At 72.3% G+C, this 23,493-nt stretch carries 17 protein-coding genes; 9 read left to right on the top strand and 8 right to left on the bottom strand.

The annotated features are described in order from the left end of the window. The first annotated feature begins 61 nt into the window (after positions 1–61). Complete coding sequence (locus ADJ73_RS08515; RefSeq protein ID WP_050349324.1) at positions 62–1,462, top strand: DHA2 family efflux MFS transporter permease subunit; 1,401 nt, start codon at positions 62–64, stop codon at positions 1,460–1,462. A 107-nt stretch (positions 1,463–1,569) separates the two neighbouring features. On the opposite strand, the gene ADJ73_RS08510 is transcribed toward ADJ73_RS08515, so the two are convergent. Continuing rightward, complete coding sequence (locus tag ADJ73_RS08510; RefSeq protein WP_050347923.1) at positions 1,570–2,889, bottom strand: O-antigen ligase family protein; 1,320 nt, start codon at positions 2,887–2,889, stop codon at positions 1,570–1,572. A gap of 167 nt (positions 2,890–3,056) precedes the next feature. On the opposite strand from ADJ73_RS08510, the gene ADJ73_RS08505 reads away from it, so the two are divergent. Continuing rightward, positions 3,057–4,097, top strand: a complete 1,041-nt coding sequence (locus tag ADJ73_RS08505) for an NAD(P)-dependent alcohol dehydrogenase (protein ID WP_050347922.1) — start codon at positions 3,057–3,059, stop codon at positions 4,095–4,097. Positions 4,098–4,226: 129 nt separating this feature from the next. On the opposite strand, the gene ilvD is transcribed toward ADJ73_RS08505, so the two are convergent. From ilvD to ADJ73_RS08490, 3 genes are all read right to left on the bottom strand, one after another. Next, positions 4,227–6,068 carry a dihydroxy-acid dehydratase gene (gene ilvD, locus ADJ73_RS08500; RefSeq protein ID WP_050347921.1) on the bottom strand — a complete coding sequence of 614 codons (1,842 nt, stop codon included), beginning with the start codon at positions 6,066–6,068 and terminating at the stop codon, positions 4,227–4,229. Positions 6,069–6,190: 122 nt separating this feature from the next. Continuing rightward, positions 6,191–8,437: an immune inhibitor A domain-containing protein gene (locus ADJ73_RS08495; protein WP_253272520.1), complete on the bottom strand. Its 2,247-nt coding sequence runs from the start codon at positions 8,435–8,437 to the stop codon at positions 6,191–6,193. 134 nt (positions 8,438–8,571) lie between these two features. Further along, positions 8,572–10,017, bottom strand: coding sequence for an amino acid permease (locus tag ADJ73_RS08490; protein ID WP_050347920.1), 1,446 nt, complete (start codon positions 10,015–10,017; stop codon positions 8,572–8,574). Positions 10,018–10,234: 217 nt separating this feature from the next. On the opposite strand from ADJ73_RS08490, the gene ADJ73_RS08485 reads away from it, so the two are divergent. The 4 genes from ADJ73_RS08485 (at position 10,235) to ADJ73_RS08470 (ending at position 14,822) form a co-directional block, all read left to right on the top strand. Beyond that, positions 10,235–12,385, top strand: coding sequence for a phosphocholine-specific phospholipase C (locus ADJ73_RS08485; protein ID WP_156188175.1), 2,151 nt, complete (start codon positions 10,235–10,237; stop codon positions 12,383–12,385). A 28-nt stretch (positions 12,386–12,413) separates the two neighbouring features. Continuing rightward, positions 12,414–13,316 (top strand): patatin-like phospholipase family protein, encoded by a 903-nt coding sequence (locus tag ADJ73_RS08480; protein WP_050347919.1) that lies wholly within the window; start codon positions 12,414–12,416, stop codon positions 13,314–13,316. Between the two features lie 193 nt (positions 13,317–13,509). Next, the gene (locus ADJ73_RS08475) at positions 13,510–14,157 is read left to right on the top strand and encodes a hypothetical protein (protein WP_082176846.1); all 648 of its coding nucleotides are present in this window, start codon (positions 13,510–13,512) and stop codon (positions 14,155–14,157) included. Between the two features lie 68 nt (positions 14,158–14,225). After that, on the top strand, positions 14,226–14,822 hold the full coding sequence (locus ADJ73_RS08470; protein WP_050347918.1) for a hypothetical protein: 597 nt from the start codon (positions 14,226–14,228) through the stop codon (positions 14,820–14,822). A gap of 103 nt (positions 14,823–14,925) precedes the next feature. On the opposite strand, the gene ADJ73_RS08465 is transcribed toward ADJ73_RS08470, so the two are convergent. Then, positions 14,926–16,056: a sensor histidine kinase gene (locus ADJ73_RS08465; RefSeq protein ID WP_050347917.1), complete on the bottom strand. Its 1,131-nt coding sequence runs from the start codon at positions 16,054–16,056 to the stop codon at positions 14,926–14,928. A 148-nt stretch (positions 16,057–16,204) separates the two neighbouring features. On the opposite strand from ADJ73_RS08465, the gene ADJ73_RS08460 reads away from it, so the two are divergent. Continuing rightward, entirely contained in the window at positions 16,205–16,882 is a 678-nt protein-coding gene (locus tag ADJ73_RS08460; protein ID WP_050347916.1) for a response regulator, read from the top strand. A 68-nt stretch (positions 16,883–16,950) separates the two neighbouring features. Here ADJ73_RS08460 and ADJ73_RS08455 read toward each other — a convergent pair whose 3' ends face one another. Then, complete coding sequence (locus tag ADJ73_RS08455) at positions 16,951–17,496, bottom strand: hemerythrin domain-containing protein (RefSeq protein ID WP_050347915.1); 546 nt, start codon at positions 17,494–17,496, stop codon at positions 16,951–16,953. A 92-nt stretch (positions 17,497–17,588) separates the two neighbouring features. Between ADJ73_RS08455 and ADJ73_RS08450 the strand changes: the two genes are divergently transcribed. Then, the gene (locus ADJ73_RS08450; RefSeq protein ID WP_253272519.1) at positions 17,589–19,043 is read left to right on the top strand and encodes an amino acid permease; all 1,455 of its coding nucleotides are present in this window, start codon (positions 17,589–17,591) and stop codon (positions 19,041–19,043) included. On the opposite strand, the gene ADJ73_RS08445 is transcribed toward ADJ73_RS08450, so the two are convergent. Together ADJ73_RS08445 and ADJ73_RS08440 are read right to left on the bottom strand one after the other, a co-directional pair. Next, positions 19,015–20,073, bottom strand: coding sequence for an LLM class flavin-dependent oxidoreductase (locus ADJ73_RS08445; protein ID WP_050347914.1), 1,059 nt, complete (start codon positions 20,071–20,073; stop codon positions 19,015–19,017). The two genes, ADJ73_RS08450 and ADJ73_RS08445, sit on opposite strands and share 29 nt — an antisense overlap. A gap of 696 nt (positions 20,074–20,769) precedes the next feature. Next, on the bottom strand, positions 20,770–21,447 hold the full coding sequence (locus ADJ73_RS08440; protein ID WP_050347913.1) for a TetR/AcrR family transcriptional regulator: 678 nt from the start codon (positions 21,445–21,447) through the stop codon (positions 20,770–20,772). An 87-nt stretch (positions 21,448–21,534) separates the two neighbouring features. Here ADJ73_RS08440 and ADJ73_RS08435 point away from each other — a divergent pair, with 87 nt between their 5' ends. Then, positions 21,535–23,292, top strand: a complete 1,758-nt coding sequence (locus ADJ73_RS08435; RefSeq protein WP_050347912.1) for an oleate hydratase — start codon at positions 21,535–21,537, stop codon at positions 23,290–23,292. The last annotated feature ends 201 nt before the right edge of the window (positions 23,293–23,493 follow it).

The raw sequence follows: 23,493 nt of genomic DNA, 5'->3' as shown, positions 1-23,493 counted from the left end.
CCGGCCCGACGAGCCGGTGCGCCCCTGGCCCGCGCTGTGGGCGCTGTGCCTCGGCTTCTTCATGATCCTCGTGGACTCCACCATCGTCACCGTCGCGATGCCCGCGCTGATGAGCGGGCTGCACGCCGACATCGGCCAGGCCGTGTGGGTGACCAGCGCCTACCTGCTGGCGTATGCCGTGCCCCTGCTCATCACCGGCCGGCTCGGCGACCGGTTCGGGCCCAAGCGGGTCTACCTCGTGGGGCTGACGATCTTCACCCTGGCGTCGCTGTGGTGCGGGCTGACCACCACGATCACCGCCCTGATCGTGGCCCGGGTCGTGCAGGGCCTCGGCGCCGCGCTGATGTCACCGCAGACCATGTCCGTGATCACCCGGCTCTTCCCGCCCCAGACGCGCGGCCAGGCGATGGGCCTGTGGGGCGCCGTCGCCGGCGTCGCCACCCTGGTCGGGCCGATCCTGGGCGGCGTCCTGGTCGACTCGCTCGGCTGGGAGTGGATCTTCTTCGTCAACGTGCCGGTGGGTGTGCTCGCCCTGGTGCTGGCCGTCCGGCTGGTGCCGCACCTCGACACCCACCCGCACCGGTTCGACTGGTTCGGGGTGGCGCTGTCCGCGGTGGGGCTGTTCTGCATCGTCTTCGCGATCGAGGAGGGCCACAGCTACGACTGGGGCACCATCAGCGGCCCGGTGACCGTGTGGCGGCTGCTGATCCTCGGGGTGCTGGTGATGGCCGGCTTCGTGGTGTGGCAGTGGCGGCAGCGCGGCGAGCCGCTGGTGCCGCTGCGACTCTTCCGGGACCGCAACTTCTCGGTGGCCAACGTCGCCATCACCACCGTGGGCTTCGCGGTGACCGCGACGATGTTCCCGATCATGATCTGGGCCCAGTCGGTCCGTGGCCTGTCCCCCACCGGGGCGGCCCTGCTGATGGCGCCCATGGCCGTGATCTCCGGCGGCCTCGCACCGGTCGTCGGCCGCCTCGTGGGGCGCGCCCACCCGCGGCTGCTCGCCGGCTTCGGCCTCGGCTGCTACGCGGTGTCGCTGGTGTGGCTGCGCGGCGTGCTGCACGCCGACACCGCCCTGTGGGAGATCCTGCTGCCCGCGGCCCTGCTCGGCGTCGCCAACGGCTTCATGTGGGCCCCGATCTCGACGTCCGCCACCGCCAACCTCGAGCGGCACCAGGCCGGCGCCGGCTCGGGGGTCTACAACACGACCCGGCAGATCGGCTCCGTGCTCGGGTCCGCCGCGATCGCCCTGGCCATGCAGGACCGGCTCGCCGCGCACCTGCCCGGCCACGCCGGCGGCGCCGCGCCGACCGCCGGCCCCGGCGGAGGCCACATGCCGGCCGCGGTGGCCCAGGCGTTCAGCGACGCGATGGGCGACTCGCTGCTCGTGCCGGCGGTGGTGATCGCCGTGGGCGCGCTCGTGGCGCTGGGCTTCGAGCGGCCGCGCCACCAGCGGGGCTGACGCCCCGCCCGAGGGCGACCGGGACCGGCTAGGACCGACCGGCGGGCGGGCCCAGGTAGGGCCGGCTAGGGCCGACAAGGGCTGGCTCGGACCGAGCGAGGGACCGGCTAGGACCGACCGGCGGGGCGGGCGCGATGCGCGCCGACATGGCCGCCCCGCGCGGGGTCGTCGGCCGTCGGGCGGTGCCCCGCGACGACGCCCAGCACCACCCAGAGCAGCGTGGCGACCCCGAGGGCATTGGCCGGGTGGTCGACCAGGGACATCACGGCAAACCCGGCCAGCCCCGCCCCGGCGACGCGGGCCATGGCGGAGCCCGCGCGAGCTCCCCGCACCACCAGCCACCCGGCCACCAGCGTCAGCGTCACCGCCGCGACCCCGGCGGCCCAGCCGCCTTCGAGCAGCCAGCTCAGCCACAGGTCGTGGGCGTGCTGGAAGCGTTCGCCCCCGGCGACCTCGCGGTCGATCAGGGCGCCGCCGCGGCCCGGCCCCACCCCGAGCGGGTGCGCCGCCGCGAGGCGCAGCGCGGCGGCCCAGACGTCCCGCCGCACCCCGAGGCTGCCGCCGAGCAGGACCACCCCGAGGACGGCTGCGGCACCGGCGCCCACCGACAGCCCCCGCACCAGCCGGGAGGGGCGGGCCGGCCGGAGCAGCGCGAGCACCGCGACGGCGACGACCCCGGCCACGACCCCGGCGCGCGACCAGGTCATCAGCAGCGCCACCGCCCCGGCGGCGACAACGGCATGCCCGACGAGCCGGGCCGAGGAGGTCGGCAGGCTGGTGGCTCCCGCCCAGGCGATCGGCAGCAGCAGCACGAGGACGGCGGCCAGGACGTTGGGGTTGGCCAGGGTCCCGGTCACCCGGATCATCGCGTGGGGGTCACCGCAGGTCTCCCGGCCGGCGACCAGACCCACCCGGCAGAACCCGGTCGGTGTCCCGGCGGCCCACTGGTGCAGCCCGGTCAGCCCGGCGACGGCGCACCCCAGCAACGACGAACCGGTGACCGCCGTCCACGCCGACGGGTGCCGCCGCACCAGGACCACGGTCAGGTAGCAGGCCGCGACCCCGGTCAGCAGGCCGCGCCACACCGGCCAGCCCTGCCCGCTCCAGACCGCCGACGCGGCGTAGGCGACGACGAGCAGCAGGATCGGCAGGTCGAGCCAGGTCGTCCAGGCGCGCGGGCGCAGTGCGCCGACGACCCCGGCCACCAGCCCGGCGAGCAGCACCAGCCGCAACGGGGTCAGCAGCCCGACGACCGGCGCGGCAGGCAGGATCCCGACGACCGCGTCGACCATGATGACGGTCAGGCTGAGGACCATCACGGCCCGGGTCCAGCGCTGCCGCCGGTCCGGCGCCGTGCCCGTCATGCCAGTCGTGGCCGCGGAGGTGCCGGCCCGGGAGCGGGTGTGGTCGACGTGGGTGGACGTCATACGACCCTGTCTGGCAGACCCGGGTGACCGGCCGGGGACGGTGATGTGAACACCGACGGAGCACCGGACGACGATGCCCGCGCACCGGCCCCGCGCCTGTATTCCCGGGGTGCTCGTCAGGCGATCACCCGCGGCCGACCCCCCGGGGCGGTCCTAGGCTGGACGCCATGATGGACGTTGCGGCCTACGCGGCCCCCTCCGCCAGTGCCCCCCTCGAGAAGTCCACGATCACCCGCCGCGACGTCGGCGAGCACGACGTGCTCATCGAGATCGAGTTCGCGGGGATCTGCCACTCCGACATCCACACCGTCCGCGACGAGTGGGGTGCCCAGCAGTACCCCCTGACCCCCGGCCACGAGATCGTCGGCCGGGTTCTGGAGGTCGGCGCCGGCGTCGACCGTCACCACGTCGGCGACCGGGTCGGGGTGGGCTGCATGGTCAACTCCTGCCAGTCCTGCGCCGCGTGCGACGAGGGCCTCGAGCAGTACTGCCTCGAGGGCAACATCGGCACGTATGGCGTCGTCGACAAGGACGGCACCATCACCCAGGGCGGCTACTCCACCCACGTGGTGGTGGACGAGCGCTTCGTGGTGCGGGTGCCCGAGGCGCTCGACCCCGCGGCGGCGACGCCGCTGCTGTGCGCCGGCATCACCCTCTACTCCCCGCTGCGCCACTGGGGCGTCACCGAGGGCTCCAAGGTCGCCATCATCGGCATGGGCGGGCTCGGCCACGTGGGCGTCAAGCTCGCGGTGGCGATGGGCGCGGACGTCACCGTGCTGTCCCACTCGGACAAGAAGCGCGGCGACGCGGCGACCTTCGGTGCGCAGCACTACGTCAACACCACCGACGAGGACGCCATGAAGGCCGTCGCCGGGGCCTTCGACCTGATCATCAACACCGTCTCGGTCAACCTGCCGATGGCCGACTACCTGGCGCTGCTGCGCTACGACGGCACGCTGGTCGAGCTGGGCGCCCCCACCAACCCCCTCGAGGTGCCGGCCTTCGCGCTGATCCCCGCCCGCAAGTCCCTCGCGGGGTCGTGCATCGGCGGCATCGCCGAGACCCAGGAGATGCTCGACTTCTGCGCCGAGCACGGCATCACCGCCGAGATCGAGCAGATCGAGGCGAGCCAGATCAACGAGGCCTACGAGCGCGTCGTCGACAGCGACGTGCGCTACCGCTTCGTCATCGACGCCAAGACCTTGTGAGGGTCAGCCCACCCGCTCGTAGACGCGGCGGCGCCCACCCCGCCCGTCCGGTCCACGATCGTGGTCCTTTTTGGTTCGCCACGCGCCACAAGGGACCACGATCGCGGGGAGGGGGAGGGAGGGAGACGGTCAGTCGACGCGGCGGGCGGCGCCCTTGTCGGCGCTCTGCGCGAACCGCGCGAAGATCTTCAGGGCCGCCGACACCTGTCGGTCGCGGTCGCGCGGCACCCAGCCGAGCTCGTCCTGCTCGGCCCGGCGGCGCTCGAGCTCCTCGTCGGGGACCAGCAGGTTGACTCGCCGCTCCGGGATGGAGAACTCGATGACGTCGCCGTCGCGGACCAGCCCGATCGCGCCGCCGGCCGCCGCCTCCGGGGAGACGTGACCGACCGACAGCCCGGACGAGCCGCCGCTGAACCGGCCGTCGGTGATGAGGGCGCACTTGGGCCCGAGCCCGACGCCCTTGAGGTAGGAGGTGGGGTAGAGCATCTCCTGCATGCCCGGGCCGCCCTTGGGCCCCTCGTAGCGCACGACCACCACGTCGCCGGACTGGATCTCGCCGGCGAGGATCTTGGAGACGGCCTCCTCCTGGGACTCGGCGACCCGCGCCGGCCCGGAGAAGGACCACTGGTGCTCGGGCACCCCGGCCGTCTTGACGATGCAGCCGTCGGGCGCGAGGTTGCCGGTCAGCACCGCGAGCCCGCCCTCGGCGGTGTAGGCCTGATCGACAGAGCGGATGCACCCGCCCTCGCTGTCGGTGTCGAGGGTGGCCCAGCGGTTGGTCGAGGAGAACGCCTCCGTCGTGCGCACCCCGCCCGGCGCCGCGTGGAAGAGCTCGATCGCCTCGGCGGACGCCGACCCGGAGCGGATGTCCCACTCCCCCAGCCACTCTCGCAGCGACGGTGAGTGCACGGACCGCACCGACTCGTCGAGCATCCCGCCGCGCCACAGCTCGCCGAGGATGGCCGGTATGCCGCCCGCCCGGTGCACGTCTTCCATGTAGTAGCTGGTCGTGTTGGGGGCGACCTTGACCAGGCACGGGGTGACCCGCGACAGCGCGTCGATGTCGGACTGGTCGAAGTCGACGCCCGCCTCCTGAGCCGCCGCAAGCAGGTGCAGGATCGTGTTGGTGGAGCCGCCCATGGCGATGTCGAGGCGCATGGCGTTGGCGAAGGCCGGCTTGCCCGCGATGGACCGGGGCAGGACGGAGGCGTCGTCGCCGTCATACCACTGACGACAGAGCTCGACCACGAGTCTCCCCGCCGCCTCGAAGAGGCCCCTGCGGGCCGACGCCGTCGCGAGCGTGGACCCGTTGCCGGGCAGGGACAGGCCGAGCGCCTCGGTCAGGCAGTTCATCGAGTTGGCGGTGAACATCCCCGAGCACGAGCCGCAGGTCGGGCAGGCGCTCTGCTCGATCGTCTCGATGTCGGCGTCGGACACCGAGTCGTCGACCGACTTGATCATGGCGTCGATCAGGTCGAGGCGGGTCTGCACCTCGCCGCCCTCGCCGATGATCGCCTTCCCGGCCTCCATCGGGCCGCCGCTGACGAAGACCGTGGGGATGTTGAGCCGCAGCGCCGCGAGCAGCATCCCGGGCGTGATCTTGTCGCAGTTGGAGATGCACACGAGCGCGTCGGCCTGGTGCGCGTTGACCATGTACTCGACCGAGTCGGCGATGATCTCGCGGCTCGGCAGCGAATAGAGCATCCCGGAGTGGCCCATCGCGATCCCGTCGTCGACGGCGATGGTGTTGAACTCCCGCCCGACGCCCCCGGCCTCGGCGATGGCGCCCGCGACGAGCTGGCCCATGTCCTTGAGGTGCACGTGCCCGGGCACGAACTGCGTGAACGAGTTGGCGATCGCCACGATCGGCTTGCCGAAGTCCCCCTCGGTCATGCCGGTCGCGCGCCACAGGGCGCGGGCTCCGGCCATCTGGCGGCCGTGCGTGGTCGTGCGGGAGCGGAGTGCGGGCATGTCCTCAGGTTAACGACCCTGCCCGTATGCCGGACCGCCCGTCTCGCCGCGCAGACGCCGAGGCCCGGCGCGGATCGCTCCGCACCGGGCCTCGGTCGTTGTTCAGGTCAGCGAGGTCGAGCTCACTTGGTGAACGACACGTGGATGTTCATCTGGTCGCCCTGCTTGGCCTGGTTGTTGACGGTGATCTTGACGCCCGCGCCGGCCACCTTGGTGGAGCCCCACGGGTTGGCGGCCGACCAGTAGCGGTTGGGGTCGCTGTCGTCGAAGGTCGGGATCGCCGGCTGCGACGGCACGGAAACCGCCTGACCGTTGCGGTGGAAGGTCACCGGGTCGGTGGCCTGCAGCCCGAAGGTCGCGTCGAAGGGCTGACGGCGGTTGCCGAGCAGCACCCCGTCGGGGAAGCGGATCGGCGTGGGCCGCGCGTCGACCGGCAGGACCTGGCCGCCGCCCGGGTGGGCCTTCGTGTTGTTGTCGGAGTACTCGTTGTTGATGTACCAGACGAGCATGCCGTCCTGGTAGGGGAAGCGCTCCACCCAGTCCGGGCGGGTGTTGGCCCAGCCGAAGTTGTAGGGCCCGGTCTTGAGGTACCGGTCGTAGCCCGTGTAGGTGCGGTTCTCCGCCAGGTAGTAGTGCGACACCGGCTCGGAGGAGCTGGCGCCGACCTGGGTGAAGCCCTTGGCGGTCCAGCCGTTGGCGCCACCCTCGACGTCGTCGCTGAGGATGGTGGTGCCGCCCGACGTCACGGTGATGTCGTCGATGAAGGCGCCGAGCCCGTGCAGGCCGCCGTCGGAGGCGTAGCGGAACCGGAAGGTGACCTGCTTGCCGGCGTAGGCCGACAGGTCGAAGGACTTCTGGACCCACCCGTTGGACTTGCCGCTGTAGCTGCCCACCTGGGACCAGGTGGCCCCGCCGTCGGCGCTGACCTCGGCGTAGAGGTAGTCGTAGTCGGCCTCGGTGTCGTAGTTGACCCACGCGGACAGCGTGGCATCGCTGCGACCGGTCAGGTCGACGGTGCGGGTCAGGGTGACGTTGAGGTCGTCGGCCGCGCCGGACCACCACTGCTTGGAGCCGGAGTGCGGCGCCACGAGCTGGGTGACGCGGGTCTTGTCGGGCAGCGAGACCAGGGCGGCCTGCGGCATCTTGCCGGCCAGCGAGGCCGGGCCGAGCTTGACGACGCCGTCCTGGCCGTAGGAGACGGTCTGGTAGTCGAGCCAGCCGAGCTGGAGCTTCTCCCACGGGCCCATGTAGCCGGGCTTGGAGCCGATGTCGACGGTGCCGTCGTTGAGCCAGGAGCCGGCGCTCATCAGGGTCCAGAAGCCGGTGCCGTTGTCCCCGCCCTGGGTGTCGTAGAGGTCGGGCAGACCGAGGTCGTGGCCGAACTCGTGGGTGAAGACGCCGAGGCCGCCGTTCTCCGGCTCGGTGGTGTAGTCGCCGATCCAGATGCCGGTGTTGCCGATCTGCACACCGCCGGCCTTGTTGACGGCCGGACCGGTCTTGCCAGCGTTGTTGGAGTAGGCGTACCACCGGTGCGACCAGATGGCGTCGTCGCCCTGGGCGCCGCCGCCGGCCTCCTCGCCCTCACCGGCGTGGATCGCCTGGAAGTGGTCGATGTAGCCGTCGGGCTCGTTGAAGTCGCCGTCGCCGTCGTAGTCGTAACGGTCGATCCGGTCGAACTGCTTGAGGTAGGCGACGATCTCGGCGTCGGTCTTGCCAGCGGCCTTCTGAGCGGCGTACCACGCGTTGGCGGAGTCCTGGATGAAGGGCCAGGCGCCGGCGGCGTCGGAGATCTTGTTGCTGCCATAGCGAGCCTCGTTGTAGGGCACCTTGACCCAGTCGGAGACGTCACCCTTGGCGAGGAAGCGGCCGTTGGACTGCTTGAGGTAGAAGTCCTTGAAGGACTCCCCCGACCCGAACATCAGGTCCTGGTAGTGGGCCCGGTCGAAGTTGGGCGCCCAGATCGTGGAGTTGTCCTGGCTGCGGTCGGGCTGCGGGATCGAGTTGTGCAGCGGGCCCGGGGTGCCGCCGGTGGTGGTCGAGGTCTTGTCGCCGAACTCGGCGAGGATCGTGAAGATGTCCTCCTCACGGTTGACGTCGTAGTTGACGTACTGCCCCTTGGCGACCTGGACGACCTTCTTGCCCTTCTTGTTGGTCGTGACCTGGGCCTTGCCCTTGACCAGCTTGTCGACCGCGGTCTCGCGCAGCGAGCGCTCCTTGTCGCCGAGCGGGTGGGCCAGGTCGTCGGACTTGCGGGCCTGCGACGGTGCAGGGTCGTCCTGGGGGGTCACGGCGGTCACGGCGGTCGCGGTGGGGGCCAGGGCCAGGGCGATGAGCATCGCTCCCGTGGCACCCGCGATGGTGCGCTTCATGGTGCTCCTCATGATGGGCACGAGCGGCTGGACAGCCTCGCTCGTTGGGGGTCCTGGAACCCTATGCGCGACATTTGGGCCGGAACAGGACCAAACGAGTGAAAGACTCTGCCGGCGTTCAGCCTGACCGCTGCTCAGCTGCGCCGCAGGTCGGCCTCCTCCAGGCGCACCGCCGGCGCCCGCGTCACGAGCTTGTGCCCCGCCCACAGCAGCAGGAAGATCGGCAGCCCGAGGTAGGAGGCCACCAGCCCGGTCACGTCGCTGCGGCCGAGCAGCGCCTGGTAGTTCTGGCCCCCGATCACCACCGCGCACATGACCAGCGCGACCAGCGGCCCGAGCGGGAACCACCGCGCACGGAAGGGCAGCGCGTCGAGGTCGTGCCCCTGCGCCACGTAGGCCTTGCGGAAGCGGTAGTGGCTCCACGCGATGCCCATCCAGGTGATGAAGCCGGCGAGCCCGGAGGCGTTGACGAGCCATACGTAGGCGCTGCCGTCGCCGATCAGGCTGGTGAGGAAGCACAGCGCCCCGACCGCGGTGGTCGCGAGCAGCGCGGCCAGCGGCACGCCGCGCCGGGTGACCCGGCCGAGCGCGGCGGGCGCCATACCGCCGCGGGCCAGGCCGAAGAGCAAGCGGGTGGAGGCGAACATGCCGCTGTTGCCCGCGGACAGGATGGACGTCAGGATCACCGCGTTGATCAGGGTCGCGGCGCCCAGCACCCCGGCGCGCTCGAAGACCAGCGTGAACGGCGAGACCGCCACCTGCTTGACGTCGCCGCCGAGGAGCCGGCCGTCGGTGTAGGGCAGCAGGAAGCCGATGACCACGATGGCGCCGACGTAGAACAGCAGGATCCGGTAGAACACGGCGCGGATGGCCCAGGGGATGGTGCGCTCGGGCTCCTCGGCCTCCCCCGAGGCGACGGCGACCAGCTCGGTGCCCTGGAACGAGAACCCGGCCACCATGAAGATCGCGAGGATCCCGGCGCCGCCCCCGACGAAGGGCGCCGAGCCCACGGTCCAGCTGTGGAAGCCGGGCGAGGGGCCGGCGAGGATGCCGGTGATCATCGCGACGCCCACCCCGAGGAAGATGATCACGGTCAGGACCTTGATGGACGCGAACCAGAACTCGCTCTCCCCGAAGGCCTTCACCGAGGCGGCGTTGAGCAGGAAGAGCAGCGTCAGGAAGATCGCCGACCACAGCCAGGACGGCACGTCGGGCAGCCAGTACTTCATGACGATCGCCGCGGCGACGAGCTCGGCGGCCACGGTGATCGCCCAGTTGAACCAGTAGTTCCACCCCGTCGCGAAACCGAAGCTCGGGCTGACGAACCGCGTCCCGTAGGCCTCGAAGGACCCCGCCACCGGCAGGTAGGTCGACATCTCCCCGAGGCTCTGCATCAGCAGGAAGACCATGAGGCCGATCGCGCCGTAGGCCACGAGCGCCCCGCCCGGGCCGGCCGTCGAGATCGAGCTCCCCGAGGCCACGAAGAGCCCCGTCCCGATCGCCCCGCCGATCGCGATCATGTTGAGGTGGCGCGCCGTGAGGCTGCGCCGCAGCTGGTGGTCCTCCACCTGGTCGGTCATCCGGTCCCTCTCCCGTCGTCGTCGCGCAGACGGAAAGGCCGTATGCCGACTCCGCCGTCATCGGGTGGCAGCACCCCTCACGACGACCGTCGTCCGGTGACGGTTGGGCGGGACGGTGGCCACGCTCTCGTCATACGGCCGTCACCCGGCACTCACGCCCCCGTCGCCCGGCGCGAGGAGGCTCCTGCGCACCAGCTCACCCGACCCGGAGGTCCCCATGCCCCACCCTCCCCAGCAGCCCGAGCGGCACGTCACCGCGATGGACCGGCGCCGGTTCCTGCAGGTCGCCGGCGCGACCACGGCCATGACGGTGCTGTCGGACAGCATCGCCCGCGCCGCGTCCATCCCGGCCAGCCGGCGGCACGGCTCGATCCGCGACGTCGAGCACGTGGTCGTGCTCATGCAGGAGAACCGGTCGTTCGACCACTACCTCGGCGCGCTGCGCGGGGTGCGGGGCTTCGGCGACCCGCACCCGGCGGTGCTGCCGAGCGGCAAGGACGTGTGGCACCAGAGCGACGGGACCCGGGAGGTGCTGCCCTTCCGCCCCGACCAGGACCAGCTCGGCCACGCCTTCCTCGAGGGGCTGCCGCACGGCTGGTGGGACGGCCAGATGGCCGTCAACCGCGGCCGCTACGACCGGTGGCTGCCCGCCAAGGGCACGACGACGATGGCGCACCTGGAGCGGCGCGACGCGGCGTTCCACTACCAGCTGGCCGACGCGTTCACGGTCTGCGACGGCTACTACTGCTCCTTCATCGGCAACACCGACCCCAACCGCTACTACCTGTGGTCCGGGTGGGTCGGCAACGACGGCAAGGGCGGTGGCCCGGAGCTCTACAACGAGGAGCTCGGCTACGGCTGGACCACCTACCCCGAGCGGCTCGAGGCGGCCGGGGTGTCGTGGAAGGTCTACCAGGACGAGGGCACCGGCCTGGACGCCGCGGGCTCGTGGGGCTGGACCCAGGACCCCTACATCGGCAACTACGGCGACACCTCGCTGCTCTACTTCAACAGCTACCGCAACGCCAAGCCCGGGGATCCGCTCTACGAGAAGGCCCGCCGCGGCACCACCGCCCGCACCGGGGACGACTACTTCCGGATCCTGCGCGAGGACGTGCGCACGGGTCGCCTCCCCGCGGTGTCCTACATCTCCGCTCCCGAGGCCTTCTCCGAGCACAGCAACTGGCCGACCGCCTACGGCGCGTGGTACATCGCTCAGGTGCTGGACGCCCTCACCAGCAACCCCGAGGTGTGGTCCAGGACAGCGCTGTTCATCACCTACGACGAGAACGACGGCTTCTTCGACCACCTCGTCCCGCCGATGGCCACCAACCCGGACATCCCGGGCGCCTCGACCGTGTCGACGGAGTACGAGTACTTCCCGGGCAAGGCCGGCGACAAGAGGTTCCCGTCGGGGGCGTACGGCGCCGGCCCGCGCGTGCCGATGTGGGTCGTCTCGCCGTGGAGCACCGGCGGCTGGGTGTGCTCGGAGGCCTTCGACCACACCTCGGTGATCCGCTTCATGGAGAAGCGCTTCGGGGTGCGCGAGCCGCAGATCACCCCCTGGCGGCGGGCCGTCTTCGGGGACCTGACCAGCGCCTTCGATTTCTCCCGCACCCCGGCGACCCCGCCGCGGCTGATGGACGTCGCCGGCTGGGCGCCCACCGACCGGCAGCGCCACCCCGACTACAAGCCGGTGCCTCCGGCGGCGGGCACGATGCCCCGCCAGGAGCCGGGGACCCGGCCGGCCCGCCCGCTCGGCTACGACCTGCGCCTCGACGAGCGGCCCAGCGACCAGGGGCTCACGCTGACGCTCACCAACCGCGGCCGGCTCGGCGCGGCACTGCAGGCGCGGCTGCTCGAGCCCGCCGACGCGCCGCGCAGCTACACCGTCGAGGCGGGACGCTCGGTCAGCGCGACGCTGCCGGCCACCGGCGCCTACCACGTCGACGTGCACGGCCCCAACGGGTTCTTCCGGTCGTATGCCGGCGACCGCTCGCAGGACGCGGTCACCGTCTCGCTCGAGCCGCAGGGCCGCTCCGGCCGGCTGCGCCTCGTGGTGACCCGGCTGGGCCGGGAGGTCGACGTGGAGATCACCAGCGCCTACCCGGCCGCGCTGCGCGCCGGCGGCGACGCTGAGGTTAGCGACGAGCAGGGCGGCGACGAGCAGGGCGGCGGCAGCGCCTCCCTGCGCGACCACGGGCGCGGCAAGGGCCGCTCCCGCTCGGCGGTGCGGGTCGACACCCGCCGCTCGGGCGGGTGGTACGACCTGACCGTGACCGTGCCCGGCACCGGCTTCCGGCGGGTCCTCGCCGGCCACCTGGAGACCGGCGCGCCGAGCGTGAGCGACCCGCAGCTCGGCCGTTGACCCCGACTCCCCACGGTCCGGTGCGAGGATGGGCGACGTGAGCGCCCTGACGAGCACCGTGACCGACACCGCCCTCGTCTTCGAGGGCGGCGGGATGCGAGGCAGCTACACCGCGGCCGTCGTCACGACCCTGCTGCAGGCGGGGATCCACCTGGACTACGTCGCCGGGATCTCCGCGGGCTCCAGCCACACCTGCAACTACCTGTCCCGCGACGCCGCCCGCGCCAAGCGGTCCTTCGTCGACTTCGCCGCGGACCCGCGCTTTGGCGACCTGCGGACCTTCCTGCGCGGGCAGGGGATGTTCAATGCGCAGTACATCTACGAGGAGACCTCCCTGCCGGACCAGGCGCTGCCCTTCGACTGGGAGACCTTCACCGCCAACCCCGCTCGCCTGCGCATCGGCGCGGTGCGCTGCGACACCGGGGAGCACGTCTACTGGGGCCGCGAGGACATGCCGCAGCTGCGCGACCTGACGGTGCGGGTGCGGGCCTCCTCCACGATGCCCGTGGTCATGCCCATCACGACGATCGACGACGTGCGCTACGTCGACGGGGCGCTGGGCCCCTCCGGCGGGATCCCGCTGGACGTCGCGCAGCAGGACGGCTACGACAGGTTCCTCGTCGTGCTGACCCGCGAGCGCGACTACGTCAAGCGGCCCGAGCGGCGACCGGCCTTCTACCGCAGGTACTTCCGCCGCTACCCCGCCGTCGCCGACGCGATCCTGCAGCGGTGGCGCCGCTACAACGAGACCCGCGAGCAGCTGTGGGAGCTGGAGCGGCAGGGCCGGGCGATGGTCTTCGTCCCCGACCGGATGCCGGTGAGCAACGGCGAGCGCCGCGTCGCCCGCCTCCAGCAGAGCTACGACCTCGGGCTCGCGCAGGCGCGGCGCGAGCTGCCGCGGTGGCGCGAGTTCCTCGGCGTCCCGGCCTGACGGCAGCGGCCGCCCCAGGCCGGCCTGACGGCGCCGGCCGCTCCAGGCCGGCCTGACGTCGACCTTCGTCGACCCCGGCGTGGACCTTCGTCGCGGACCCCTCCCGGGCCGGGCCGCAGCAGGCCTAGCGTCCGGTGCGTCGCCGTCCCGGGGGGACGGCATACGACGCCTGACCGCTCTGGAGGAGACCCTGATGAAGACGCCCCTGCTGCGCACCGCCGGCGCCCTCGCCGGCACCCTGGCCCTGACCGCGTTGAGCGCGCTGCCCGCGCACGCCGACACGATCGAGGACTCCTGGCCCAACGTGCCGGAGACCAACCCCAGGCTCCCGATCGTGCACACCACCCACGGCTCGGCCAAGGTCAAGCCCAACATCCTCAACCCGCGCCCGGTGTGCAACCCGTGGGAGGACTACCGGACGGTGGTCTACGAGGTCAAGGAGAAGTTCACCGGCGTCGGGACGATCGACACCCACAACAGCACCGACGCGCCGCTCCCGCTGACCCAGAACCTCTCCAAGACCGAGACCATCACCCTCAAGCTCGAGGGTGACATCGGCGGGGAGTTCTCCGGGGTCAAGGCCAGCATCAAGCCGGGCATCTCCTACTCCCTGGCCTGGACCGCCGGGCAGACCATCGGCCCCTACCAGGTGCCCGCGCGCGCCACGGGCAAGGCCACCTACGGCTTCCGCACGGTCGCCTACGAGGGCACCCAGCAGCGCTGCAAGCTCGACGGCACGTGGTCGACGCCGTGGGCCTTCCGGGGCGAGGCGCCGCTGGCCAACGCCGTCCAGGTCTCGATCTACCGCGACCCGGCCGAGATTCCCACCCCCAAGCCGTGACCGGCGCCCGACCAGCCCGTATGCCGTCCCAGCCGCCCTGCCACCACCTCCCGGAAGGAACCACCTCCATGCCCACCCGCAGCCGCACCTCGTTCGGGCGCCGCGCCGCGACCCTGCTCGCCGCCGGAGCCCTCGCCACGGGCGCTCTCGGCGCCGCCGCGGTCCCGGCCCACGCCGCCGACGCCGCCCCCGCTCACGACCTGGCCGTCTCCTACCAGGTCTCCGCGCTCAAGGCGCCGGGCTTCGCGGGGTCGGTGGCCATCCACCTCAAGAACGTCGGCTCCGACCGCTACTACGCGGAGTACCCGCTCACGAGCTCCGTCGTGAAGGTCAAGACGGTGTCGGGCCCGCAGGGCGTGGACCGGGTGATCACGCCGCAGTCCTTCCACGGCGCGCACGTGCGGGACCTCGGCTTCGACGCGGCGACGTCCACGCGCAGCTTCGCCGTGACGCTCGCGAACCCGGTCGAGAAGGGCGAGGACCAGCTGGTGGCCTCGCTGAGCTTCAACGACGGCCTGACGCGGGAGGGGCGCCTGGTGCAGCACCTGGTCACCACCCAGACCGGCCGCCTCGCGGACGACCAGGGCGGGCCCAACGACACCGACGTCGACTCGCGCCAGCACACGGTGCGCGACTTCGGCCGGCGGCTGCCCGGGACCTTCTGACCCGCTTCTCCCATCCCCCTCCCCCACCCCCGCACCCCCGCGATCGTGGACGGTTGTGGTTGCCCAGGCGCCCAGACCGACCACGATCGCGGTGAGGGGCGACTCAGACGGGGAGGTAGGCCAGCAGCACCCACTGGCCGTCCCGCACCCCGGCGCTGAAGGTCCCGCCGAGCAGCCGGACGCGCTCGGCGAGGCCGGGCAACCCGTGGCCGTGGGACGGCCCGGGCTGCCGCGGAGCACCGAGCCGGTTGCGCACCTCGATCGCGACGGTGGACCCGACCCGGCGGATCGTGAGGGAGCAGGGCGCGGGGCCGCTGTGCTTGACGACGTTGGTGACCGCCTCCCGCAGCAGCCGGTCGATGGCGAGGATCACGCTGCAGGGCAGCTCCCCCGCGTCGACCCGCGCCGTCAGGTCGTAGCCCAGCCGCCCGCAGTCCGCCACCAGCTGCTCGACCGTCTCGGGCACCGTGGTGGCCGCGTCGGCGGTGGCGGCGATCGCATCGCTGGTGCGCAGCACCCCGAGCAGGTGCTGCAGCTCGTGCAGCGCGGACCGCGCGGTCGTCTCGATGGTCGCCCGCGCCCCCTCCTGCACCTGCGGGTCCTGCGTGGTCCGTATGACGGAAGCCTGCATCGCCACCAGCGTCAGCCCGTGGGCCACCACGTCGTGCAGCTCGCGGGCCAGCAGCCGCCGCTCCTGCTCGCGCGCGGCGACGGCGGCGTGCTCGAGCTCGGCCGCCCGCTCCTCGGCCTGCCGCCGCTGCGCCAGCGCGGTCCCCACCACCCAGGTGCCGAGCACCACGACGGTCAGCGCAGGCGCGACCAGCCACAGCACCGCGGCGGCGGGCGGGTTGCGCAGCGTCACGGCGCCGGCGTAGACCGCCGAGACCCCGGCGAGGGCCGCCAGGGTGGGGCGGCACCGTCGCAGGCCGGCGGCCCCGAGGCACAGGCCGAGCGCGGCGACCCCGGGGAGCGGCATACCGGCCAGCAGGGACGTGGCGAGCGTGACCGCGAGCGCGAGGTAGGCCCAGCGCGGCCGGAGGACGAGCAGGACCAGGCAGGTGGCGGCGCCGAGCTGGGAGGCGATGCCGGTGAGGCGGTCGAGCAGCGGCGCGGCGCTCTCCCACTGCAGGACCGCGTCGTCCAGGACCGAGGCGAGGACGAGCAGCCCGAGGCCCAGGACCAGCCACCGCGGCAGCCCGACGCGGCCGGGGACGGCCGCGGTCAGCGGCCGCACAGCTGGGGGTAGAGCTGGCACAGGGTGTCGAAGATGCCGCTCGGCATGATGACGGTGACCAGGACAGCACTCATGGCTCGACGCACGTCGGCCCTCCCCAGGACGTGTGGAACACTTGGTCGGACCACAGACGTACTACGGAGTAACCATGGCCGACCATCGCGCCGTCGTCGCCGACGACCAGGCCCTGATGCGGGGGGCGCTGGTGCACTTCCTGGAGGCGGGCGGCGAGTTCGAGGTCGTGGCGGAGGCCACCGACGGGGACGAGGCGGTCGAGGCGGTCCTCGCCCACCGGCCCGACGTGGTGCTGATGGACCTGCACATGCCCCGCCTGAGCGGCGTCGCCGCCACCGCCCGGGTCCTCGAGCAGTGGCCGGCAGCAAGGGTGCTCGCGGTGACGACCTTCGCGGCCACCGGGGCCGTGGTGCCCATGCTGCGGGCCGGCGCGGCGGGATACGTGCTCAAGGACGCGACGCCGGAGCAGCTGGTCGCCTCGGCCCGCGCCGTCGTCGAGGGCCGCGGCAGCCTGGACGAGCAGGTGGTGGCCGCGGTGGTGGACGAGGTGAGATCCGGCAGGTCACGCCCGCCGGAGCTCGCGGCGGAGGCGGCCCGGGTGCGCACCGCCCTGTCCGACGGCGAGGCGCGCGTGCTCGAGCTGCTCGCCGAGGGTCTCGGCAAAGCCCAGATCGCCCGGGAGCTCGACCTCAGCGAAGCCACGGTCAAGGCCCGGCTCGGTCGACTCATGACCAAGATGGGCGTGCTCAGCCGGGTGCAGGCCGTCGTCCGGGGCTGCGAGCTCGGCCTGGTCCGGCCCCGCCTGCGCTGACCTGCCCGCGTTGACCTGCCGGCGCAGGTCGGTCAGGACGCCGGCAGGTCAGGCGGCAGGGACGGTCCTCAGCCCTCGGCGGAGCGGAGCTCGGCCTCGGGGTTCTCGACATACGCCTCGGCGTCCTTGTTGACGGGCTTGATCCCGTCGGCCGCCTTCTGGGCCTGCCAGCGCAGGAACTCCACGGCGATGTCGTGACGCTGCTGCAGCCCCGCGTGGTCGCGGAAGTCGCGCAGGTCCTGCCGCTCCTCCTCCGCCATGTGGTCGGAGTTGGCGACGTCGGCGTCGGTGACGGCCTCCCACCAGGCGTCCGAGCCGACCTTCTCCTTGCCGGCCCGGCGGATCGCGTCGCGTAGCTTGTTGTGGTCCTTGATCGCGTCCTCGACCTCGCCCTCGACGGTGCCGTCGTCGGCGTCCGCAGCGCCGGTGCCCTTGTCGAGCAGGTGCGGGTAGAAGAACCGCTCCTCGGCCTCGGCGTGCGTCTCCAGGAAGATCTGCAGCCGCTGCCACAGCGCCGTCAGTCCCTCGATGTCCTTCTTGGGCCACTCCTCCAGCTGCGCGAACGCCGTCCGCTGCTGGTCGTGCTGGTCCAGGATGATCTCGGTGATGTCCACTCGGTGCCTCCTCGATACCGCCATGTGTCACCCGCGGCATACCCGTGGCCTGGACGTCTAACCTGGCCCGGTCGCCCCCAGGAAGGACCACCGTGCCGTCTTCGTCGTCGCCGAGCCGACGTTCCCCCGCCGCGCCGCACACCCTGGTCCGGGGCCTGTCGACCCGGCACGTGCAGTTCATCGCGCTGGGCTCGGCGATCGGGACGGGCCTGTTCTACGGGTCCGCCGACGCGATCCGGCTGGCCGGGCCGGCCGTGCTGCTGGGCTACCTCGCCTCCGGGCTCGCGGTCTTCATGGTGATGCGGGCGCTCGGGGAGATGGCGGTGCGCGACCCCGGCGCCGGCTCCTTCGGCCGCTACGCGCGCACCCACCTGGGGCCGCTCGCGGGGTTCGTGACCGGCTGGATGTTCGTGCTCGAGATGCTCGTCGTCGCGGTCGCGGACGTGACGGCGCTGACGATCTACCTCGGTCACTGGTGGCCGCAGGTGCCGGGCTGGTGCTGGGTGGTCGCGACGATCGCGCTGGTCACGGCGCTCAACCTGATCCACGTGAGGGTGTTCGGCGAGACGGAGTTCTGGCTGTCCCTGATCAAGGTGACGGCGATCGTCGCGATGATCGTGGCGGGCGTCGTGATCCTGGCGCTCGGGCTCGACACGCCTGGAGGCGCCCAGGTGGGGGTGCACAACCTCTGGTCGGACGGTGGGTTCGCGCCGTATGGCGCCTGGGGGGTGCTGCTCTCCCTGACCGTCGTCGTCTTCGCGTTCGGTGGCATCGAGACGCTCGGGCTGTCGGCGGCCGAGGCCGAGGACCCGGTGCGGGCGATCCCCCGCGCCATCAACACGATCCCGTGGCGGGTGCTGCTCTTCTACGTGGGCGCGGTCGGCGTGGTCCTGTGCCTGGCGCCGTGGTCGACGATCACCGGCCGGTCCAGCGCGTTCGTGCAGATCTTCGACACGGTGGGGCTGCCGGCCGCCGCCAACGTCCTCAACGCGGTCGTCATCACGGCGGCGTTCTCCGCGCTCAACGCGATCACCTTCTCCATCGGCCGGATGCTGCACGGGCTCGCCGACCAGGGGGACGCTCCGGCCTCCTTCGCGCGCACCAACGCCCGCGGTGTGCCGTTCGTGGCGGTGGGCATGGTGGCGGTCGCGCTGGTCGTGGCCCTGGTCCTGCAGCTGGTCATGCCCGGAGGGGTCTTCGTGCTCATCGCGTCGGTCGCGAGCTTCGCGACGGTCTTCGTGTGGCTGATGATCCTGCTGTCGCACCAGGCGATGCGCCGGCGCGAGGGTGCCGGCGCGTTCGCGGCGCCGGCGTGGCCCGTCGGCAGCTGGCTCGCGATCGCCTTCATGGTGGGCGTGCTCGCGCTGCTCGCCGCCGGGGACGCCACGAGGCCGGCCCTGTGGACCGGCCTCGCGGCCTTGGTCGTGCTGGTGGTCGCCCAGCGCCTGCGCGGCCCCGACCGTGACGAGGACGCCGAGCGAGAGGGCGCCGTGCGAGAGGGCGCCGAGGGACCGGTGGTCACCGAGGCGGGTCGGCGTACCCGCTGACGGGGCCCTGCTGGTTGGGCTCCCACCCGAGGGCGGGCGCCACGTGCTCGGCGAAGTCGCGCAGGATCTTCACGTTGGCCTCCGGGCCGAGCTGCGACGGGATGGTCAGCATCAGCGTGTCCGCGGCCTGGACGGCGGCGTCGGCCTGCAGCTCGGTGATGAGGCGGTCGGGCTCTCCGACATACGACTTGCCGAAGGTCGAGGTGAAGCCGTCGATCGTGCCGACCTGGTCGCTGCCGCCGCCGCGCAGCTGGCCCCACATCAGGTCGCCGCTGTCCACGATCGGGAAGACGCTACGGCTCACCGACACCCGCGGCACCCGCTCGTGGCCGGCCTCGCGGAAGGCCGTGCGGTAGCGCTCGATCTGCTCGCGCTGCAGGTCCGCGAAGGACGCGCCGGTGGCCTCGGTGAGCAGCGTCGAGCTCATGAGGTTGAGCCCGAGCCGGCCCGTCCACTCGGCGGTGTCGCGGCTGCCGGCACCCCACCAGATGCGCTCGGCGAGGCCGGGCGACTGGGGCTCGACCCGCAGCCGGCCCCCGGGACCGAACTGGGAGGGGTCGGCGTCGGCCATCCACCCGCCGGAGACGGCGTCGAGGAAGGTCTCGAACTTGGTGCGGGCGATGTCCGCCCCGCGCGGGTCCTCGGACCCCGTGTAGCCGAACGCCTCCCAGCCGCGGCGTGCCGGCTCGGGGCTGCCGCGGGAGATGCCGAGGGCGATCCGGTTGCCGGCGATGAGGTCGAGCTGGGCGGCCTCCTCGGCGAGGTAGAGGGGGTTCTCGTAGCGCATGTCGATCACGCCGGTGCCGACCTCGATGCGCTGCGTCGTCGCGGCGATGGCGGCGAGCAGCGGCATCGGGCTCGCGGACTGGCGAGCGAAGTGGTGCACCCGGAAGTACGCGCCGTTGACGCCGAGCTCGTCGGCCTGGCGGGCGATCTCGATGGCGTCCAGCAGTGACTCGCGGGCACTCGGGTCGCCAGGGCCCCGCCCGTAGCCGTAGTGGCCGAAGCTGAGGAATCCGAAGGCCTTCATGCGCCCCTCAACGCGGTTCGGCAGCCGGGGATTCCGGGGCGCTCGCGGACGCACGGCCCGTGACCCGCCCGCCGGCTGCTGGTGCTGTGGGGGTGCGCCGCGCTGGCGAGCTCGGCGGTGACCACCGGGCCGCTGCGATGGGCGTGCGCGGCCGGGACCGTGGTGGCGCTGAGCACCGGCAGCGGGGGGATGCCGTCGGCGCATGGTCAGGAGCCTTGACGTATGCCGTCAACCCTCATGACGGCGGGACCGGCATACGGGCAGGCAAGCCTCCGCGACCCACCGCCCGACGCACACCGGGTGAGTCCGCTGCTCGTAGACCAGCCACAGACTCACCCGATCTGCCGGGACGGCAGTCGCGCCGCCTCATGAGTGCTGAGCCTCGGCGGGCCGCCGTCTACCTGCGGATCTCTCAGGATCGCGAGAACCGTCGCCTGGGTGTGGACCGCCACAGGGAGGACGCCGCGGCGCTCATCAAGGCTAGAGGATGGACTCCAGCAGGCGTCTACGAGGACAACGACATCTCCGGCAGTGGAGTTCCCCGGTGGCGCCATCGCCCCGCCCTGCTGGGCGAGGACCTGACCGTGGGGCCCTACACGACCGCGGCGGGCACGCGCCTGCCGGCCGCGCGGTGGGCAATCGCGGCGGCGCCGGCCGGTGCCAGGGGCGGCCTGAACGGCCCGGACGGCTTCCGGGTCACCGGGAGGCGCCCGCCCCCGCCGCCACGAGGTCGATGAGCCGGCGGAGCACCACATCGACGTCCTCGCCGTCGATGCGCCCCTGCCGGGAGCGGTTGAGCTCGGCGAGCACCCCGGTGACGATGAGCCGGGCGCCGGTTGCCGCCGCCGCGCCGGGGGCGCCGACCCGGTCGTCGCGCAGGCGCGCGGCGATCTGCTCCTCGAGCCCCTCGACGCGACCGAGGACCCGCTGGCGGTGCGGCATATCCGCACCGAAGAGGATCTCGCGGGCGACCCACGTCGTGGGCTCCGGCCAGCGGCGCATCGCGGCGACGAACGGCGAGACGAGCGCCGCGATCTGGTCCGCGGTCTCCCCTGCCGGCGGCGCCGCGGCGGCTCCGTCGGGCGCGGCGGACGTGGCGCGCGCAGGGGTGGTCATCGCTTGCTCGTGGGCTCCCCAGAGCGCATCGACGACCATCATCAGCAGGTCGGTCTTCGTCGCCGCGTATTGGAAGACGGTCCCCTCAGCCACGTCGGCCGCGCGCGCGACCTCGCTCATCGAGGTCCGCTGGAATCCTCGCTCCTCGAAGAGGGCGCGCGCGGCGGCGAGGATGCGGGCGCGCTTGTCCGCCTTCGCCTGCTCGCGCCTGCCCGGCCGCGCCGACGACCCCCGCCTCGTGTCGTCCTGAGTTCCCATACATCCATTGTAGTCGGCTCAATATTGAGTAGACTCAATATTGAGCCCGGACGACCGCCGTCCGGCACGCGTCGGGAAGGATGGACCATGCAGCACACGGCAGGTAACTACGAGGCGTTCGCGCGCCCCCGCCCCGCACGGCACGCCCAGGAGACGAAGGCCTACATCGTCGGCAGCGGGCTGGCCGGGCTCGCGGCGGCCGTCTTCCTGATCCGCGACGCCGGGGTCCCCGGTGCCAACGTCACGATCCTCGAGAAGGGCGACATCGCCGGCGGTGCCCTCGACGGCCTCGACGTCCCGGAGAAGGGCTTCGTCATCCGCGGCGGCCGGGAGCTGGAGAACCACATGGAGTGCCTGTGGGACATGATGCGCTCCATCCCCTCCCTGGAGCTCGAGGACGCCTCCGTGCTCGACGAGTTCTACTGGCTCAACAAGGACGACCCCAACTACTCGCTGCGTCGCGCCACCGTGCGCCAGGGCGAGGACGCCGGCCACGAGGGCCGCTTCGACCTGCCGAAGCGGGCGCAGAAGGATCTGCTCAGGATCTTCCTCGCCGAGCGCTCCGAGATGGAGGGCAAGCGCATCGACGAGGTGATGGGTCGCGAGTTCCTCGACTCGCCGTTCTGGATGTACTGGCGGACGATGTTCGCCTTCGAGGAGTGGCACTCCGCGCTCGAGTTCAAGCTCTACCTCCACCGCTTCATCCACCACATCGGCGGGCTGCCCGACTTCACGGCGCTGAAGTTCACGAAGTACAACCAGTACGAGTCCTTCGTCCTGCCGCTCATGCACTACCTCACCGAGCACGGCGTCGTCTTCCGCTCCGGCACCGAGGTCCTCGATGTGGACTTCGCCCACCGCAACGGCGAGATCCGCGCCACCGCGATCCGCTGCCGCCGCGACGGCGCCGAGGAGACCACCGAGCTCGGCGAGCACGACCTCGCGCTCATGACGATCGGCTCGCTCGTGGACAACTCCGATGACGGCGACCACCACACGCCCGCAGCCCTCAACGAGGGCCCGGCCCCGGCCTGGGACCTGTGGAAGCGCATCGCGAAGAAGGACCCGGCGTTCGGGCGCCCGGAGGTCTTCTGCTCCTCGATCGAGGAGACGAAGTGGGAATCGGCCACCGTCACGACGCTCGATGAGCGCATCCCCGCCTACATCGAGCGCATCGCCCAGCGCGATCCGTTCAGCGGCCGCGTGGTCACCGGCGGCATCGTCACCGCCGAGGACTCCTCCTGGCTGCTGAGCTGGACGGTCAATCGCCAGCCGCACTTCAAGAAGCAGCCGAAGGATCAGATCGTCGTCTGGGTCTACGGTCTGTTCGTCGACGTCGACGGCGACTACGTGAAGAAGCCCCTGGCGCAGTGCACCGGCGAGGAGATCACCCAGGAGTGGCTCTACCACCTGGGCGTGCCCGTCGAGGAGATCCCCGAGCTCGCGGCGACCGGCGCCCGGTGCGTGCCGGTCATGATGCCCTACGTGACGAGCTTCTTCATGCCCCGCCGCGCGGGTGACCGGCCGCAGGTCGTGCCGGAGGGGGCGGCGAACTTCGCGTTCCTCGGGCAGTTCGCGGAGACCGGCCGCGACACGATCTTCACGACCGAGTACTCGGTGCGCACCGGCATGGAGGCCGTTTACGAACTCCTCGACGTGGAGCGCGGCGTGCCGGAGACCTGGGGTTCCACGTACGATGTGCGCGACCTGCTCGAGGCCTCGGCGCGCATGCGCGACGGCAAGAAGGTGGAGATGCCCGGCCCGGCCGCGCTGCGCGGCTACCTGCGCGGCAGGCTCGAGCACGGGGAGATCGGCCAGCTCCTCGAGGAGCACGGCCTCATCTGAGCCCCGCCCACCGCGGGTGCGCCTCGGGCCCGGTCCCGAGGCGCGCCTAGGCTGGTCCCATGTCGCCGACCGCTCCCCTCGGCTCCGAATTCCGCCTGCCCGCCGCCTGGCGGCCCTGGCGCCGGCCCTCGCCGCTGGCCGAGGCCGGGATCGGGATCGCCAACCTCGTGGGACGGACCACGGCGCGCCGCCCAGCTGACC

The organism is Arsenicicoccus sp. oral taxon 190 (assembly GCF_001189535.1).
In the GTDB taxonomy this organism is placed as follows: domain Bacteria; phylum Actinomycetota; class Actinomycetes; order Actinomycetales; family Dermatophilaceae; genus Arsenicicoccus.
The sequence above is the reverse complement of the archived record's forward strand: the minus strand, read 5'-3'. Positions and strand labels throughout refer to the sequence as shown.